Annotated in this window: 14 protein-coding genes; 9 read left to right on the top strand and 5 right to left on the bottom strand. The window is 40.5% G+C overall.

Annotated features, from left to right (window positions below; translation table 11 throughout):
• Nucleotides 1-92: 92 nt before the first annotated feature.
• Nucleotides 93-1,256: an MFS transporter gene (locus AAFF35_RS24475; RefSeq protein WP_342329168.1), complete on the bottom strand. Its 1,164-nt coding sequence runs from the start codon at nucleotides 1,254-1,256 to the stop codon at nucleotides 93-95.
• A gap of 119 nt (nucleotides 1,257-1,375) precedes the next feature.
• Between AAFF35_RS24475 and AAFF35_RS24470 the strand changes: the two genes are divergently transcribed.
• Nucleotides 1,376-1,735, top strand: a complete 360-nt coding sequence (locus tag AAFF35_RS24470; RefSeq protein WP_342329167.1) for a helix-turn-helix domain-containing protein — start codon at nucleotides 1,376-1,378, stop codon at nucleotides 1,733-1,735.
• 104 nt (nucleotides 1,736-1,839) lie between these two features.
• On the opposite strand, the gene AAFF35_RS24465 is transcribed toward AAFF35_RS24470, so the two are convergent.
• Together AAFF35_RS24465 and AAFF35_RS24460 are read right to left on the bottom strand one after the other, a co-directional pair.
• Complete coding sequence (locus AAFF35_RS24465) at nucleotides 1,840-2,310, bottom strand: hypothetical protein (protein WP_342329166.1); 471 nt, start codon at nucleotides 2,308-2,310, stop codon at nucleotides 1,840-1,842.
• 31 nt (nucleotides 2,311-2,341) lie between these two features.
• Nucleotides 2,342-3,628 (bottom strand): hypothetical protein, encoded by a 1,287-nt coding sequence (locus AAFF35_RS24460; RefSeq protein WP_342329165.1) that lies wholly within the window; start codon nucleotides 3,626-3,628, stop codon nucleotides 2,342-2,344.
• A gap of 426 nt (nucleotides 3,629-4,054) precedes the next feature.
• Between AAFF35_RS24460 and AAFF35_RS24455 the strand changes: the two genes are divergently transcribed.
• Nucleotides 4,055-4,591 (top strand): hypothetical protein, encoded by a 537-nt coding sequence (locus tag AAFF35_RS24455; protein ID WP_342329164.1) that lies wholly within the window; start codon nucleotides 4,055-4,057, stop codon nucleotides 4,589-4,591.
• Nucleotides 4,592-4,622: 31 nt separating this feature from the next.
• Here AAFF35_RS24455 and AAFF35_RS24450 read toward each other — a convergent pair whose 3' ends face one another.
• Entirely contained in the window at nucleotides 4,623-6,179 is a 1,557-nt protein-coding gene (locus AAFF35_RS24450) for a YdiU family protein (RefSeq protein ID WP_342329163.1), read from the bottom strand.
• A gap of 115 nt (nucleotides 6,180-6,294) precedes the next feature.
• A complete protein-coding gene (locus AAFF35_RS24445) occupies nucleotides 6,295-7,086 on the bottom strand; it encodes a hypothetical protein (protein ID WP_342329162.1) in 792 nt (263 codons plus the stop codon).
• 214 nt (nucleotides 7,087-7,300) lie between these two features.
• Between AAFF35_RS24445 and AAFF35_RS24440 the strand changes: the two genes are divergently transcribed.
• From AAFF35_RS24440 to AAFF35_RS24410, 7 genes are all read left to right on the top strand, one after another.
• Nucleotides 7,301-7,489, top strand: a complete 189-nt coding sequence (locus AAFF35_RS24440) for a hypothetical protein (RefSeq protein ID WP_342329161.1) — start codon at nucleotides 7,301-7,303, stop codon at nucleotides 7,487-7,489.
• On the top strand, nucleotides 7,476-7,997 hold the full coding sequence (locus AAFF35_RS24435) for a hypothetical protein (RefSeq protein WP_342329160.1): 522 nt from the start codon (nucleotides 7,476-7,478) through the stop codon (nucleotides 7,995-7,997). The genes AAFF35_RS24440 and AAFF35_RS24435 overlap by 14 nt, the downstream gene beginning before the upstream one ends.
• A gap of 133 nt (nucleotides 7,998-8,130) precedes the next feature.
• Entirely contained in the window at nucleotides 8,131-9,987 is a 1,857-nt protein-coding gene (locus tag AAFF35_RS24430; RefSeq protein WP_342329159.1) for a 7TM diverse intracellular signaling domain-containing protein, read from the top strand.
• Entirely contained in the window at nucleotides 9,974-10,612 is a 639-nt protein-coding gene (locus AAFF35_RS24425) for a response regulator transcription factor (protein WP_342329158.1), read from the top strand. The genes AAFF35_RS24430 and AAFF35_RS24425 overlap by 14 nt, the downstream gene beginning before the upstream one ends.
• Nucleotides 10,612-11,157: a hypothetical protein gene (locus tag AAFF35_RS24420; RefSeq protein ID WP_342329157.1), complete on the top strand. Its 546-nt coding sequence runs from the start codon at nucleotides 10,612-10,614 to the stop codon at nucleotides 11,155-11,157. The genes AAFF35_RS24425 and AAFF35_RS24420 overlap by 1 nt, the downstream gene beginning before the upstream one ends.
• A gap of 330 nt (nucleotides 11,158-11,487) precedes the next feature.
• Nucleotides 11,488-14,301, top strand: a complete 2,814-nt coding sequence (locus AAFF35_RS24415; protein ID WP_342329156.1) for a TonB-dependent receptor — start codon at nucleotides 11,488-11,490, stop codon at nucleotides 14,299-14,301.
• Nucleotides 14,302-14,773: 472 nt separating this feature from the next.
• Nucleotides 14,774-15,703, top strand: coding sequence for a metallophosphoesterase (locus tag AAFF35_RS24410; protein WP_342329155.1), 930 nt, complete (start codon nucleotides 14,774-14,776; stop codon nucleotides 15,701-15,703).
• Nucleotides 15,704-15,720: the final 17 nt, after the last annotated feature.

Here is a 15,720-nt window from a genome sequence, read left to right as displayed (position 1 = left end):
GGTTCTGAAACTTGCTTTTGTCCGGTAATAAAGAAATTAAAGCCATTTAAATAGGAGGATAATATTGCGGTAAGATGAATACCTGAACTTGTTTAAGCTTCAAGCTTCATCGGGGATTCGCTGGTTTTCCTGATGTTTTTCATTAACAATATGCCCAACGACAGCGCAAGAAGGACGATACTGGTAAAAGGTATCTGATGAATTCCGGCTTTTGTGATGGTCAGGCCACCAACTGTAGATCCTATTGTAACGGCTAAATTTCCACAGGAAGTAAAAATGCTGTTTACAAATTCGGGCGCTTCAGCAGCCGACGAAGTTACATTTACATTGCTGATCAAAAAGCCACCGGTATGCACCAATCCCCAAAAAAAGACCATCACAATCATCGGAATAAAATAAGATCCGAAGAAAAATAACAGCAGGTGAACAATGGCCAGCAGGACAATAAATACCAATGTTGTGGTGTCGATGTTTTTGCTTAAATATTTTCCTGCCAGCCAATTTCCGGCTACACCTGCGATGCCAAAAAGTAACAGCATCAGGCTAATTTCTCCGCCTTTCATTTTGGTAATTTGTGCTAAATATACCGCCATATAGCCGTAGGTTGAGTACATAGCTGAAATCATTAGACAGGCCAGCATCAGGTTGATCCATAGTATTTTCTTTTTGAAAATCTTTGCCTGACCCACTGCTTTATTTTTCTCTGGCGTAGGAATAGGCGGTAGGAGCCACAATAAGCCCGCAAAAGATAGGGTGTTTATTAATGCTGATAATATAAAAGAGGCTTGCCAGTTAAAAATATCAGCCATAAAAGTAGCCAGAGGAATTCCGAAAACACTTGCAATGGTAAATCCTGCGAACACGATACTTACGGCTTTGGGGGATTGCTCAGGCGGTACCGAATTGGCCGCTGTTGCCAGGCCGATCGACCAAAATACGGGATGGAGAAATGCCGGTAAAATCCTTGCGATTAACAAGACATTGAAGCTGGGGGAAAATGCAGCTATTATATTGGATACCGCAAAGATTGCCAGTACCAACGCCAGTATTTTCTTGCGATCAAAACCAGATACCAGCATCATCATAAATGGGCCAAATAAGGCAATAATTAAAGCAAACGCACTCAAGAGCCAGCCCGCTTTATCAATGCTGACATGAAAAGCGGAGGAGAGTTGTGGTAAAATTCCGATGACGCCAAATTCGGTGGTGGCAATGCCGAAAATGCCAAGAGCAAGTACATAAAGTGTTCGTTTCATAAAATTTTTGTAGCTGTTGTTTTTTGTGCAAATTTGCCGAATAAGCTAACCTGATTTATCGTACACACCTTTAGGTATGATACTTACTTTTAGGAAAGTATAAAGCCAAAACTCACCTTATGCCAGAATTTTTTCATGATAAAAAACTGTATTATACCCCGATTGAATTTGCTTTAAATCATATTGGTGGGACATGGAAAATGCCCATTCTCTGGCGTTTGCAAAAGAATACGCTAAGGTATGGGGAGTTGAAAAAAGACATTCCACATATCACGGACAAGATGCTGACAACCCAATTGAGAGATCTGGAAGAAAAGGGCTTGATCGAACGAAAAGTTTACCCTGTTGTGCCTCCAAAAGTGGAGTATCGCATTACTGAAAAAGGATTAAAGGCAATTCCGGTTATTGAAACCATTATGAAATATGGTTATGAGTTAATTCAGGAGGCAGGAATTGAGTTTCCTCCAAAACAGCGTTGATTTAGTGGAGTGCAGGATAAGATTACTTGTCTATTTCGTATTCAAAAGTATATTTTTTTAGTGATTTTGGCAAGCTATCGGTTTTGATAGCTCGCCAAAACCACTTATTCTGTGATTTTCAGTAATCCATTGTTTCTGAAATCGAGTAAATTACCTTTTCTTGTTTTCGGTTTTCCTTCTATCTCGGTCTCTTTGTTTGTCTTCATATTGGTAATGGTGATACCTGTTTCCGGTGTTTTATCATAAACCGTATACTTATAGCCTTTATTATTGAAATGAATATAATTCAGGTCCATTCCTTCATTTTTAGCACCGCCACCTCTGAAGTAAAAAGAGTAGGTGAATTTTGACCAGCTCTCTTTTGTTTTTTCAGGGAATTCAAATTCAATCTTTTGAGCAGTTCCAAAACGATATATCATATAGGCATTGGCTTTGTCTTTTGCCAATACTACACGCTTGTTGTTTTTTGTCGTGAATGATAAAATAACCTCCTCATTTGGGAGGATATATTTTTGTGCATAAGAAGAAACAGAAACGAATAGCAGAATTATAATTGTAAAGGTGTATTTTTTCATAGTGTAAAAGTAAAAAAGATTTGTGAGCTTGCTAATCAATACTCAGACCGTCATGCTCATACGGGGTGTCTGTTTGTAACTGCCTGTTAAAATATGGAGCATCAGCGAGATACTGTAATATGGATTCAGGATCTTTATCTTTGACCTGGTTAGCGGTGAATTCCTGCAGATAACCCAATCCCAATAAAGAGCCACATCCTGCATCTTTGAATAATTTGCTCAGTTTTTCATTTTGGTCAATATGGTAAGAATTGAATGCCGGAAGCGTGTCAATCGCCAGGTATTCTTTATCAATTTTGTTGATATTTAATAATCGGCTAAGTTTTTCTCCTTCGAATGTGTCGTTATTGGTTAGGAATAGAAACGTACGAACCACGAGCTTGTCGCCATGTAATTTTACTGCAAAATACCCTACTTTCTGGTCCGCTATACAGAAATCTACCTGACTCTCATTCCCAGACCAGCGGTGTGGAATCTTATTTTGTAGAAAGGTAAGCAACAGGATTTCATGCATGATTCCCGGTGTGATGTTGATCCTTTCCCTAAGCCTGTCCAGTGCATGAATCGTAATGTATAATGGTAAGGGAATATCCAGTCCGGCTGTCTTAAATCCTAGTAAAGATGGTTTTACATTAAAGTATTCCATAACCTGATCCGGAGAAGCCCAGCTGAGGCGTATGGCACTCCGGAAACTATCTTTTACCATGATTTGGTGTTTTTCTGGTTTGAAGGGATGAATGATGATGTCATTCTGCGGATTAAAACGGGCAAAATAGGGTGTCATGGAAAGATCGGCACTATAAATCTGATCGTTATAGTCGGCTAAAAGCCGACAGGTATGGGTAACCAGGTTAACCAGTCCATCCTGAAGCTCCCTATGTGTTTTGCTGTCGTGTAAGTAAGGGAGAAAATGTGTTTTGAGGTCTGATAAATCAGGATCAACAGCTACATCAATCTCACCCACACAGTCTATCAATGTTAATCCTTCAGAAAGGTACCAGGTTAAAGGGATGGTATTTCCATTATCGAGTTCGATGTCTATACCCTCCATGAGCTGATACATCAGTTTGTTGAACTGAACGATCCGTGTTTTGGACATCTCTGACCCTGGTGCAGCTTTTGCTTTCAGTACCGGATATCGGACTTCGTATAAGTGATATATAAAGATGGGAGGAAATTTGGCTAGCAATTCCGGACCGCCAATCAGTGTGATGATTTTCTTGATGCGGTCCATGAACCGCTCTTTTAAAGCCTTACGTACCTGTTCTACATTAGCTGCAGATTTAATCGCCGCCTGTTTCTTCTTCTTTCTGTCCATATGGAGCAAATTTGATATTTGGTGAAATTAAATAAACATTTTGGTAAAACCAGTAAGAGCGTTGGTTATATAAGTATTTATTGGATTACAAGAAGTGAAATATAAAGAACCTATAGACCTGACTATCGCTAAATTCTAAAGCCAAAGTGCTGATTCATCAATAGCCTGCTTTCTGCCTTATAAAATTGTGAATGGTGTAATCCAATTTCTTGAACCCTGGACGGAGTGAATTTTGATGTAATTTATGAGTTTTGGCGCGATATAACTTCTTATATCACGCCAAAACTACCTTTTTTTATAGGGTTTTGGCGTGATATAGATTATTATAACGCGCCAAAACTCATTTCTCTCGATCGTGCGAATTAAAATGGAATTCATCTGATCGATCTATGTTTTATATTTACATTTGACTAAAATCTTAATTAAATGACGCCTCAGGACCAAACAGATGATCTCGGTCAACCGATTTTCTATAATGATGAAATCGAACCTCAGTATCTAATTAAAGAATCTAAATTCCTATTGTTAAGTTTCTTAACCTTTGGGTTGTATCCAATTTGGTGGATTTATAAGGCCTGGGTCTTTTTTATTCAGAAGGAAGGATCTAATGCTAATCCGGCAATCAGAGTCCTATTTAATCTCTTTTTTATGCTGGCTTTGTTAACTAGAATTCGGCAGTTTGCCATACAGGAAGGATATAAAGGGAGCAATTTCCCGGTAATTAGTTATATTTTAATCATTGGAGTTAGCATGTGCTCTTTTTTTCCTCCTCCTTTTTTTCTGCTTAGTCTTTCGAGCTGTTTGTTTTTCCTGCCTAGTGTGAGCGCTTTAAATTATGGTTTACAAGAATCTTCTGAGGTACGTTCCTATGAAGATGACGGATTAAGTACCAGACAAATCATATTGGTTGTAATAGGCCTCATACTTTGGGGACTTATTGTAATCGGATTATTGTCTTCATAGCTCAATGAAAAAGCATTGCTTTTTCATTGAGCTATGAACTGCAGGATAGTGTGGCGCTGCCTGGCTGCTCGTTTGCCCATTCCGGCCTCAGTACAAAGAACTCATCATGAGTTTTAGCATATGGATCTTGTAGCGCAGCTTGTAGTCTTTTGAAAAGTCCATCTTCTCCTTTTTCCAATTCCTGTATAGCCTGATACAGCAAGAAATTCCTTAGAATGAACCTTGGATTGTTGGCCCTCATCTGTGATTGAGCATTTACTCTTGAGGTCTTATTCAATGCTAACCTTGCCTGATAATTTTTGATATTCTTGCTCAGAAGTTCGCGTTCGCTGCTGCTTGGCTGATCATATAATGCAGGGGTAAAATAAGTTGTAATTGCTTGTTCATCCTGCAAATCTTCCGGCAATTCAATCAGTAACTGATAAAAAATGGTCATGTCGGGTTGTAGTGTCGCCAATAGATTTTCGAACTGATCAATCAGTTCAATATCATTTCCTTTGACCTCATCTAATCCCATTTTTCCGGCCTTCATTGCATAATATTTTTCGTAGAAAACAGGAGCGAAGTTCTCCAGGGCTTTAACAAGTTCGGCAGTATCTTCAAAAAGAGGAGCGATGGCATTGGCCAGGCAACCCAGGTTCCAGTAAGCAATAGAATGTTGCTTGCCAAAGGCATAACGGAGCCCCGGGTGGTCAGTGGTATTCGGACTAAAGTTCGGATCATAAGCATCCAGGAATGAAAAAGGCCCGTAATCGATGGTCAGTCCGAGGATCGACATATTGTCGGTATTCATCACGCCATGGACAAAACCTACACGAAGCCATTCTACGACCATCGTTGCCGTCTTTTCCAGGACTTCTTTAAACCAGGTTAAAGTCTTGTCTTCCCCTTTTATATGAGGGTAAAAGTTTTCAATTGTCCAGTCGGCAAGTTGTCTTAAATGATCATATTCCTTTCTTGCCGCCAGCATTTCGAAGTTCCCAAAGCGCAAAAAGCTGGGCGCTGCGCGCATCACTATAGCCCCTGGTTCATTTGCCGGTCTTCCATCATAAAACATATCACGTCTCACCGGATCGCCTGTAGCGACTAAACTCAAAGCCCTTGTGGTTGGAACCCCCAGGTGATACATGGCTTCACTCATCAGGTATTCTCTGACAGAAGAACGAAGTACTGCTCTTCCATCAGCCCTGCGGGAGTAAGGAGTCATCCCTGCACCTTTCAGCTGGAGTTCCCAGGAATTACCCGATGACTGTGGCCATTCTCCCAGGGTAATTGCCCTGCCGTCGCCCAATTGTCCTGCCCAGTTACCAAACTGATGCCCTGCATAACAGGCAGCATAGGGTTGCATTGTTGGATTAACAAAGTTTCCTCCAAGTAGTTCTACATCCTTCTCATCCGGTGTGTTTATTCCCAACGCCGCAGCAAGATCTTCTGTCCAGGCCAGTAACTGAGGTTTTCTAACCGGACTTGGCATCACTTTGCTGTATAAAACTCCGGGAGTTTGTCTTGGCTGCAGACTGCCACTTTGATCTCCATCGAAGCTTTCGGTAAAATTATTGACGAATGTATTGGAACTTAGATTTTGCATAGGATAAACAGATTTTCATCGAAAAGACAAATATCGGGTTAATCTGTAAGACCTATGCAAGGATCACGCGTAAATAGAAAAGATATGACTTTAGAGAAATGATAAAGGACAGCAGCTATCCGAATAGCTTTTTCCAAAATCCTTTCTTTTCCTTTTCTTCGACTTCTTCCATATTTATCACTGTGCGCCCTACATTGTTTGTGATTTCTCCGGGCTGAAGGTTATTTTGTTCTTCCATCGCTTTCATTTGCTCCATTGCAGCCTGTTTGAAAAGGTAGGCGCCTTCCTGATCACAATTAAATAAATTGGAATAACAGGCGGAATCATTGAGGTTTAATGGGTTGGGTTCTATAACTTCCGTAGCCTCCAGTAAACCAAGTTCTTGTTGTTTTGCATCTTCCAATGCCTTTAGGAAAACCCCGATTCTGCCATCAGAAAAAAAACCGTCAAGATCTGCCCTCAGCGCTGCATCATTTGCATAATCTTCCAGTAACTGAGTTACCTGCTCGGCTGGAATAAATACACCTGAACTGTAATTCTGAGCAATTCTATTGCTGATCGGATTGCTGATGCTTTCAGGGACTATCGTTTTAAAATCTTTGGTGTATCTTTCAAAATAGGGTCTTTCTTCCAGTAAAAATGAAAATGCAGAACCTCGGGTATAGTAATACTTACGGAGAAAGCCTTGTACAACTGCGAGGTAATAACCGTGGGAACGTTCAAAAGAATCATCAGGCTTTGTTCCTGATCCAATGCTGATTACTTGCTGATATTTCTCTTTATAGAAATCGTCTACCTGATGTTGCGCTGTGATGCCGGAAATTAATTCCGGATCGTTAAGTACGTCAAAATACCAGGCTTTAATCTCTGTTTCATTTATCGGGTGATAGCTGATGTCATATCCCATAATGCTGATGTTTTTTAATGTTTTGTAAAGTACGTAAAAAGCAATATTCTGTCAATATTTAGGTTTATCTAACTTTTGTTGTTAGTTGTATTTGTATTTTATTTAGATTTGTCTAAATAAAGTTTAGGAAACTCATCTGTAACGCAGGTAAAAGCCATAGGTTTCCTTTTGAGCGCCTGCATTTGCAGGCGCTTATTTAATTAAATTATGAATTATGGAAATTGCAATAAAAGTACTCCAGACAGAAATATCGAATAGAAAAGTGTTGATCAGCAGAGAGAACCTGATGTTTAAGGATCGGAAAAAGGCGACAGAATTGCTTAAAGAAATCTCAAAATTGAAACAGGCATTAAAAGTTGTAAAAGACCATCATCAAAGAAAAGGAGCATATGATCTTGACTAAATTTTACTGGTGCCTGCTCCTGGGTGTATTCCCTTTTATAGGCTTTGCGCAAAAGAGCGATGTTGCGATTTCTTTCGGGGCCTTGCCCGATAGCTTAGCCAAACACCCAAAACCGATCATTATTAACGTGTATACAGATTGGTGTACCTATTGTATGATGCAGGAAAATGGGATAAAGAAGTCTGCAGAACTTGCTGCGCTGTTAGGTAAGGAGATGTATTACCTCAGGCTGAATGCAGAAAATAAGGAAACCATATTTTTTAATCATGAACAGTATCATTTTCAGCCGAATGGGCCGTCTACCGGAGTTCATGAACTGGCATTGGCTCTGGGAAAAGGCAATAAAGACATTGCTTATCCGATGTGGTTCATCCTGGACGAGCACTATAAGCTGCAATATAGTTTCTTTGGTTACCTCAAGCCAAAGGATTTAAAAGCATTGTTACTCGCTTATCTGAAAGAAAAAAAGACCCAATCATCTGATCAGGTCTTTGAGGGCATAAATTGATTTCTCTATTGTCCAGCGGAGTTTCCGTTTGCTACTCAAAAATGAAAAAGAGGCAATTTTAAAACAATACCTACAAAGGAGTATTTTAGCGCCATTGTATTCATTTCGAAATTGTATTGTTTACTTTTATGAGATGCCAGGGAAACTGCTGATTTATATTTTGTTGCTTTTTACAGCTCCAGCTGCATGGGCGCAACTGGAAATCACCAGTAATGGTCGCCAGATTGACTACGCGGGTGCCCGCATTCAGTATGCATTTAGTCCGGGCAATGATTTTAGCGATTCGACCTTTTTAAAAATGAAGGATTGGAAAGTGCTCAGTACCGGTAAAATACCCATTAGTAACGCTCCACATTGTGTTTGGCTTAAAATTCCGATCCGGACCTTGCTGCGGTACGGGGATTTCGATTTTATTGACATCAACAATCCTCATATTAATTTTCTAAGGTGCTGGATCATTAGAAAAGACAGTATTGTAAAGGCATTTGAGCGCAGTGGGGATAACATGAATTTTTCTACCAGGCCCTTGCCTACGGCCTCCTTCATTTATCATATCAATGGTCAGGACTATAAAGACTGTGATTTTGTAATTGCCACAGATAAAAGATATACCAAACTCGATCTTCCGGTTAACTTTTATACAGAATCACATTACCTGTATGAGAGTCAGTCTAAAAATCTGCTCTTTGGTTTATTTCTTGGAATCACCCTGTTTCTTTTTGTTTTTAATTTTTATCTGTTTATCAGCATCAGGCAGAATATGTATTTATGGTACAGCATTTACATTTTGATGATTGCCTTTTACCTGGGAACGAGCATGGGACATCTGTTCATGTATTTTTATCCTGATTATCCTTTTATGAATGATATCATCAGGCCTGCTGTTTTTGCACTTAGTTTTATACCTCAGGTAAATTTCTTCAATAACCTGATGAATCTTCCAGTGAAAATGCCCAGAATCTACCTTTTCAATAAGCGGCTGCTGCTGGTCTTTGGCATTTTATTTATCCTTGCAGTTGCTACTTCTGCTTCAGGGAATTATAAGATTCAGGGATATTGGGTGCATACCAACAGGGTCGTTTATCCTTTGGTGTTGATGGTAATCCTTGTGGAAGGTATTTATTGCCTTAAAAAGGGCATCCGCTACGCTGGATATTCTGTGGTCTCCCTGCTGATTATTTTTGCTTCCTCATTGATCTATGTCCTTCAGCAAAATGAAATTCTGCCAAGGAATAATTTTACTTCTTCCGCGGTCTATTGGGGCCTGTTTTTTGAAGGTATGGTGATGGCCTTTGCTCTGGCCCTGCGTTTCAAATCCTATAAAGATGATTCAGAAAGGCTATTGAAGGAAACTCAGCTTCAACAGGAAAATATTTTTAATGAAACCGCCATCTATCAGCAAAAAGAAATGCAACGCATGTCGTCACTTTTGCACGATACGGTAGGGGCGAACCTCGGATTTTTAAGATTGGAAACGGATAATATGTCCCTAACAGAAGAGGGACGGGATAAAATAGCCGGGGCCATTACCAGGTTGGGGCAGGAGGTGAGGACGATGAGTCATGGGTTCTCTCCCCTGGTCCTGCAGGATAAAGGACTATATCTGTCCATTGCCGAAATGGTGAAGTTAATTATCAATAATGGTAAGATCGATTTGCAGTTTGAATGGCTGGGGAATAAAGACAGGATCTCCGTACAATACGAGATTATTATCTATAGGATGGTGCAGGAAATACTGCAAAATCTGCTGAAACATTCCAAAGCAAGCTCCGGATTTTTACAGGTGATGGTGGAGCAGGATCTGGTCTCCATCTACGCGGAAGACAATGGCGTTGGTTTAGCGCAGGATAAAGTGAGCGACGGTGTGGGTTTAAAAAGTTTGGAAGATCTGGTCAAACTGCTAAAGGGTAATTTTAGCATAGACAGCGGTGAAGATAAAGGTTTTAGTATTTCTATTGAATTTAATCAGCACAATAATGAGCACCTATAATATTGGCATCACCGACGATCACGTATTGTTTGCAGAAGGCCTGAGCAACATCATTTCCGGCAGTTCTGACCTGCAACTGAGCTTTGTGGCGGCTTCTGTTCCGGAAATGTTTAGTTTATTGAGACAGCACCCGATTGATTTTTTATTGCTTGACATCAACTTGCCCCCTTATAACGGATTGGAATTGCTGACCAAAATAAAAGAAGAATACAGAGGTCTTAAAATCATGATTTTGTCGATGTATCAGCCTTCAGATATTGGTTTGAATCTGGCTAATTTTAAAGGGGATGCCTATGTCCTGAAAATATCAGGAAAAAACATTCTGGAAGAAGCACTTGAGGGGATGAAGAAAGGAGTCTTATATCTTGACCCAAACATCATTGTGGCGCATACTTTTGAAGATGCTTTCACGCAGCATCTGAGGTTAACAAAACGGGAAAAAGAGATCATCTCACTCATCGCCATCGGCAAAACAAGTAAGGAAATTGCAGAAGCGCTATTTGTGGCGGAGCTGACCATTAAAACACACCGAAAGAATATAGGAAAAAAGCTGGGCACTAAAAATGTGGCCAACCTGATTTCCAAAATGAGTGGAAATGCGATTGATCCACAAACTGGCAACTGATGAGAAGGAAAAAACTGCAAAAATTAAAGGAAGCACAATTCTGGTCGGATTTCTGTTATTTCAACCTCCCTGATGGTGTCAATGAAATTCCTACTTTTTTTAAACGCGTTAATTTCAGGCTTTACAATGTAGACGACGAAGGGCTGTTAAGAATGGTTGGTTATGTGCGGTCTATCGTACAGTTGGACCTGGATGGAACGGATATCACTAACGCGGGGATTCGCTATTTAACCCAATTGGAGAGCCTGAAAGAGCTGAGGCTTAAAGAGTGCAGGGCGATAGACAATGGCTGTATTGATTTCCTGTGTGAAATGCAAAGTTTAGAGCTGCTTCATTTAGGAGGAACCGGAATCATCCCGGATGGATTAGAGAAAATCGGCTGTTTGAAGAATTTAAAACTACTCCTGATTTCCGCTTCGGAAGGAGAGGAGGAATTCTTGTCAAACATTGAAGCTGCTTTACCGCCGGAATGTAAGTTTGTGGTGAACCATAAAGCGTACGAAAGAAAAAAAACTGATGATTTTAGCGGATTCTGGAACGCTTAATAGAATGCTTTGCCCGGTGCTTTTTATAAAATTCAGCTCAGATTCGGATCTTCTGGCTGTGTAAATACCCTTCCTTTGTCTAACAACATAATCCTGCCGAAGTCCAGGGTGTTGCATCAGATGTTTCTTAGTCTAATCTGTATTTTTTCTTGGTTAATACTAGTTTTTTAGTCTTTTTAAAACGGTAATTGGCTCGTTTTCAGGGTCTCTTATGCGCGTTTTTTGTGTTAAGACATTGTTATCGTTTGTTTACTATTTGTATACAATAGTAATTAATGCTAAACATCAACTTAGGTTTGTACTATCGATTAACAACGAAAAAAAAGCCTGATGAAACTAAAACTTTTACTCTCTTTTACGCTGGTATTGCTGAGCAGTATCGCATCTGCTCAGAAAGGAGCATTAACCGGTAAAATTACCGATAACACAGGGCCACTTCCCGGTGCTTCCATCTTCCTGAAAGGGAATGGTTCAGGAAGTAGTTCTGATGTGAAAGGAGAATTCCGGATGTCGAATGTGGCGGCCGGAAACTATACTTTATTTGTGAAATTTATTGGCTATAAGCCATTGGAAAAAGAGGTGACGGTGAAGGCAGGAGAAATTACCAATCTCGGTACATTATCGCTCAGCTCGAATGAAAATACCCTGACTGAAGTTCGGGTAAACGGCTCCTCTTCCAGAAGAGGAAGTGAAGCCAGGGCATTAAATATGCAAAAAGAAAGCCCGAGAATTGTGAATGTGATTGCGGCCGAGGGGATTGGAAAATTACCGGACCGTAACGCTGGTGAAGCAGTTCAAAGGGTTGCCGGTGTAGTTCTGGAAAGAGACCAGGGCGAAGGAAGGTTCATTTCTCTAAGAGGATTGCCTGCAGAATGGAGTTCTTCGAGCATTAATGGCGACAGGATCCCAACCGCAGAGGAACAAACGAATTCACGTTCTACTGCCTTCGATTTTTTTCCTACAGAACTGATTCAATTTGTGGAAATCTCTAAAGCATTGACTCCGGATATGGAAGGTGATGCGCTGGGTGGAAATGTTAATTTTATTACCCGGACTTCTCCGGATAAGGAAACTTTCGACATTTCGCTGGGTGGTGGTTATAATGCAAAAGCAAATGGAGGCGCCTTTAGTGGAAATGTGCTTTATGGCAACCGCAGTAAGGATGATAAGTTTGGCTTCCTGATCAATGGTTCCATCTGGAACAGACAATGGGCAACAGACAATTATGAACCTCGTTTTGCTGGTCAGAACATCGCGCGCATGGAATTGAGGGATTATTACGGCCGTCGTCGTACCATGGGTTTTAATGGGGCTGCAGATTATAAAGTGGGTAAAAACTCTAAAATCTATGTGAGAGGAATGTATGGCTCCTTAAATGACAACGAAAAGCACTATAAACTGCGTTTGCGTTATGAAAAAGACCGTGCTGAAGCTCAGAATATCCATAATATCCTAAAAACAAGGTTATTTGGTGGTGATGTAGGTGGTGATTTCAGCTTGGGGACAAACTCAACTTTGGATTTTAAAATCTCCCATTATAACAATGATTTTAACTATGGAGACATCCCGAACAAAGACTTCCCTTCGTATTATATCGTTCAATACGATCAGAACAAAGTAGGCTATACCAATCTGATCGGAGGTAAGTACGCGGCTTATCAGGTGGACGGAGGTGATATTGATCCCAACTCTCCACAAACGCACCTTCCAGATCCGAATGCCATTAATGATGCCAGTAAATATACTTTTAGCTCGGTACAGATGGAGCTTCATCACATCAACGAAACAGATCGTGTAGTGGCTCAGGTAAACTTTAAAAATAAAATCAGCCGGGATTTTGAATTCAAAGCGGGATTGAAATACAGGGATAAATTGCGTACCGAAAGGTATGAACTGCCAACCTGGACCTGGGATAATAAGGGAGGAACGATGCCTCCGCCGGCTTACACCGATTTTAACCTGGTGAATAAGCCTTATGCCAATGATTATGCAAAGGAATTTGGTAATCAGTTTACAGGAATCTTCCCTAAGTTCATGTCTATCTCAGAGACGGATAACTTCTTTAACAAATACCAGGCTAACCTGAAAGTCGATTCAGCGGGTTCTGCATTGCTGGCAAATGGGGTGCAAACCGGATCTAATTTTGATGTGTATGAAAAGCAAAGTGCAGGATATGCCATGGGTACATGGAAAGCTTCTGAAGAGCTGACAGTAATCGGCGGACTAAGGGTTGAAAATACGGAGCTTAGGGTGGATGGCTGGTTATATGAAGCGGTAGTGGGACAACCGAATTACAGAGGCAAACTGACCCCTCAAACTAAAACGAATAATTATACGGTACTGTTGCCGATGCTTCATTTGAAATATACTCCAAATGATCATGTAAATGTTCGGATTGCGGCAACGAAGACATTTGCAAGACCAGATTTTGGTTCATTGGTTGCCGGAGGTACGTATACTCCGCAGGATAATAAGTTCATTTATGGAAATCCTGCGATTAAGCCGGTTAAGTCTTATAATCTGGACCTGATGACGGAGTATTATTTCGGAAATGTAGGTGCCATCACCGCAGGTGCTTTTTATAAGAATGTGAAGGATCCGATCTTTTCTGATGCTAAGTTTTATGCGGAATTTAATGGTAAACAGGATGCAAGGGTGGTTCAGGATCAGAATGGAGCAGATGCAAGCGTTGCCGGATTTGAATTGGGCCTGAGCAAAAAGCTGGATTTCCTTCCAGGTATACTTGGGGGCCTGGGAATCAATGCCAATTATACTTTTATCCGTTCCAGGATGTCTATTCCTGACAGAACAGAGAAAGTACGCATCCCCGGACAAGCGAATAACCTGTTTAACCTGGCCTTATTTTATGAAAACAAAGCACTGCAGGCAAGAGTTGCCTTAAATCATAAAGGGAGCAATATTGTAGCGCATGGCAGTACTTCAAACGGGGATGAATACTTTGGTAAAAATACCTCGATGGATGCCAACCTTTCTTGTCGCATCAGTTCGAAGCTAATGTTGTTCGCAGAAGCGAATAATTTACTAAATACAGAATACCGATATTATTTCGGAGTACCGGAACGTCCTTCGCAAGTAGAAAGTTATGGAGTTCGAGGACAAGTAGGCGTAAAGCTGAGCCTGTAGTTTTGTAACTGGTCACAAATAGATAATACCCTTAACCCTGGTTGTCTTGCTGTGCTAAGTAAGCTAATCAGGGTTAGTTTTGTTGAGGGCTAAATTGAGTTTTGTTTAGTATTTGTTCTTTTTTAAAGAATTGAGTGACGGTGCGGATTTAGCATGTTTTAACAGCCGGAAGAAGAGGCTGAAATACTGATTTGTTTAGTTTTGATCATTTTATTGTTGGTGTGACGCATTTTTTTGGGTGCTCAACTGTTCGTTATTTTTTCATTCTTTTTTCTTTTTTTTGATAAAAACAACTACATTTAAATTAAAATTTGTTTAGTATTTGTAATCATTTCTGCTAATGAGGCTTAATGGTTCTTGTAGGCGGGATATTGCAAATGAACCAATTGGAAAGTAAACAGAACCAATATAAACCATTCGTTTAATGAGGTCATTCGTCTCCATACCCAGGAACGCTTGCCTGATGTCAATTATGAAAAGAAGAGATTTAATTAAAAAGTTAGGACTTGCTGGCGGAACGCTTGCGCTAAGTGGTATGACGGGTACTGCTGCGCTTGCCTCAGCTCCAAAAAAGAAAAGAGTTTTAAAAATCGCACACCTCACCGATGTGCACATCAGACCAGAGTATAATGCCGTAAACCGGTTTAAGAATTGTCTGGAAAAAATAAAAAAAGATCAGGTGGATCTGATTCTGAACGGTGGCGATTCCATCTACGCCGCAGATTATGACCACATCAAAAAAGAACGCGTACTGGAACAGTGGGCCTGTTGGAAGGACAGCGTTAAAATGGTAACTGGTATTCCAATGCACCATGTTTTGGGAAATCACGACATGTGGTGGCAGGGGAAAGGCGACGAAATGTATGGCAAACCAGGGGTGCTGAAAATGCTGGGCATGCCGCACAATTATTACAGCTTTGACCGGAACGGCTGGCATTTTATTATGCTGGACAGCAACCATCCTACCAGTCCGGGAATGCTTGATGAAATCCAATGGAACTGGTTTGTAAATGATGTGGAAAAAAATAGTCAGGGTAAACCGATTCTCATCATGTCTCATTATCCGCTGCTCAGCTGTACAGGGATTACGGATAGTAAGCCGGATGCAACCGGGCCTTTTAAAATAAGTGGAAGCTATAACCACCTTGATGTGATGAAATTTATTGAAGTGTTCAACAAAAATAAAAATGTGAAGCTTTGCTTAAGCGGACACATTCATTTGCTGGATAAGGTCTGGTATAACGACGTCACCTATCTCTGTAACGGGGCAACAAGTGGTTTCTGGTGGGAGCCGGGGGATGATGGGAAAAGTGCTTATAAACAGACCGTACCCGGATATACCCTGCTCAATCTTTACAATGACGGAAGTTTTGATCATGAATACATCAAATATGAAGCTTAAAAATTAAGGTTAATCAT

The sequence above is a fragment of the Pedobacter sp. FW305-3-2-15-E-R2A2 genome (assembly GCF_038446955.1).
Classification (GTDB): Bacteria; Bacteroidota; Bacteroidia; order Sphingobacteriales; family Sphingobacteriaceae; genus Pedobacter.
Note: the sequence above shows the minus strand (reverse complement) of the source record. Positions and strands in the feature narration are given on the sequence as shown.

What these genes read in the sequence shown, in the direction of transcription:
- AAFF35_RS24440 (WP_342329161.1), top strand. Translation starts at nt 7,301, where the DNA reads ATGGAAATTGCAATAAAAGTACTCCAGACAGAAATATCGAATAGAAAA.
- AAFF35_RS24465 (WP_342329166.1), bottom strand. Translation starts at nt 2,310, where the DNA reads ATGAAAAAATACACCTTTACAATTATAATTCTGCTATTCGTTTCTGTT.
- AAFF35_RS24460 (WP_342329165.1), bottom strand. Translation starts at nt 3,628, where the DNA reads ATGGACAGAAAGAAGAAGAAACAGGCGGCGATTAAATCTGCAGCTAAT.
- AAFF35_RS24475 (WP_342329168.1), bottom strand. Translation starts at nt 1,256, where the DNA reads ATGAAACGAACACTTTATGTACTTGCTCTTGGCATTTTCGGCATTGCC.
- AAFF35_RS24470 (WP_342329167.1), top strand. Translation starts at nt 1,376, where the DNA reads ATGCCAGAATTTTTTCATGATAAAAAACTGTATTATACCCCGATTGAA.
- AAFF35_RS24445 (WP_342329162.1), bottom strand. Translation starts at nt 7,086, where the DNA reads ATGGGATATGACATCAGCTATCACCCGATAAATGAAACAGAGATTAAA.
- AAFF35_RS24425 (WP_342329158.1), top strand. Translation starts at nt 9,974, where the DNA reads ATGAGCACCTATAATATTGGCATCACCGACGATCACGTATTGTTTGCA.
- AAFF35_RS24430 (WP_342329159.1), top strand. Translation starts at nt 8,131, where the DNA reads ATGCCAGGGAAACTGCTGATTTATATTTTGTTGCTTTTTACAGCTCCA.
- AAFF35_RS24450 (WP_342329163.1), bottom strand. Translation starts at nt 6,179, where the DNA reads ATGCAAAATCTAAGTTCCAATACATTCGTCAATAATTTTACCGAAAGC.
- AAFF35_RS24455 (WP_342329164.1), top strand. Translation starts at nt 4,055, where the DNA reads ATGACGCCTCAGGACCAAACAGATGATCTCGGTCAACCGATTTTCTAT.
- AAFF35_RS24410 (WP_342329155.1), top strand. Translation starts at nt 14,774, where the DNA reads ATGAAAAGAAGAGATTTAATTAAAAAGTTAGGACTTGCTGGCGGAACG.
- AAFF35_RS24420 (WP_342329157.1), top strand. Translation starts at nt 10,612, where the DNA reads ATGAGAAGGAAAAAACTGCAAAAATTAAAGGAAGCACAATTCTGGTCG.
- AAFF35_RS24415 (WP_342329156.1), top strand. Translation starts at nt 11,488, where the DNA reads ATGAAACTAAAACTTTTACTCTCTTTTACGCTGGTATTGCTGAGCAGT.
- AAFF35_RS24435 (WP_342329160.1), top strand. Translation starts at nt 7,476, where the DNA reads ATGATCTTGACTAAATTTTACTGGTGCCTGCTCCTGGGTGTATTCCCT.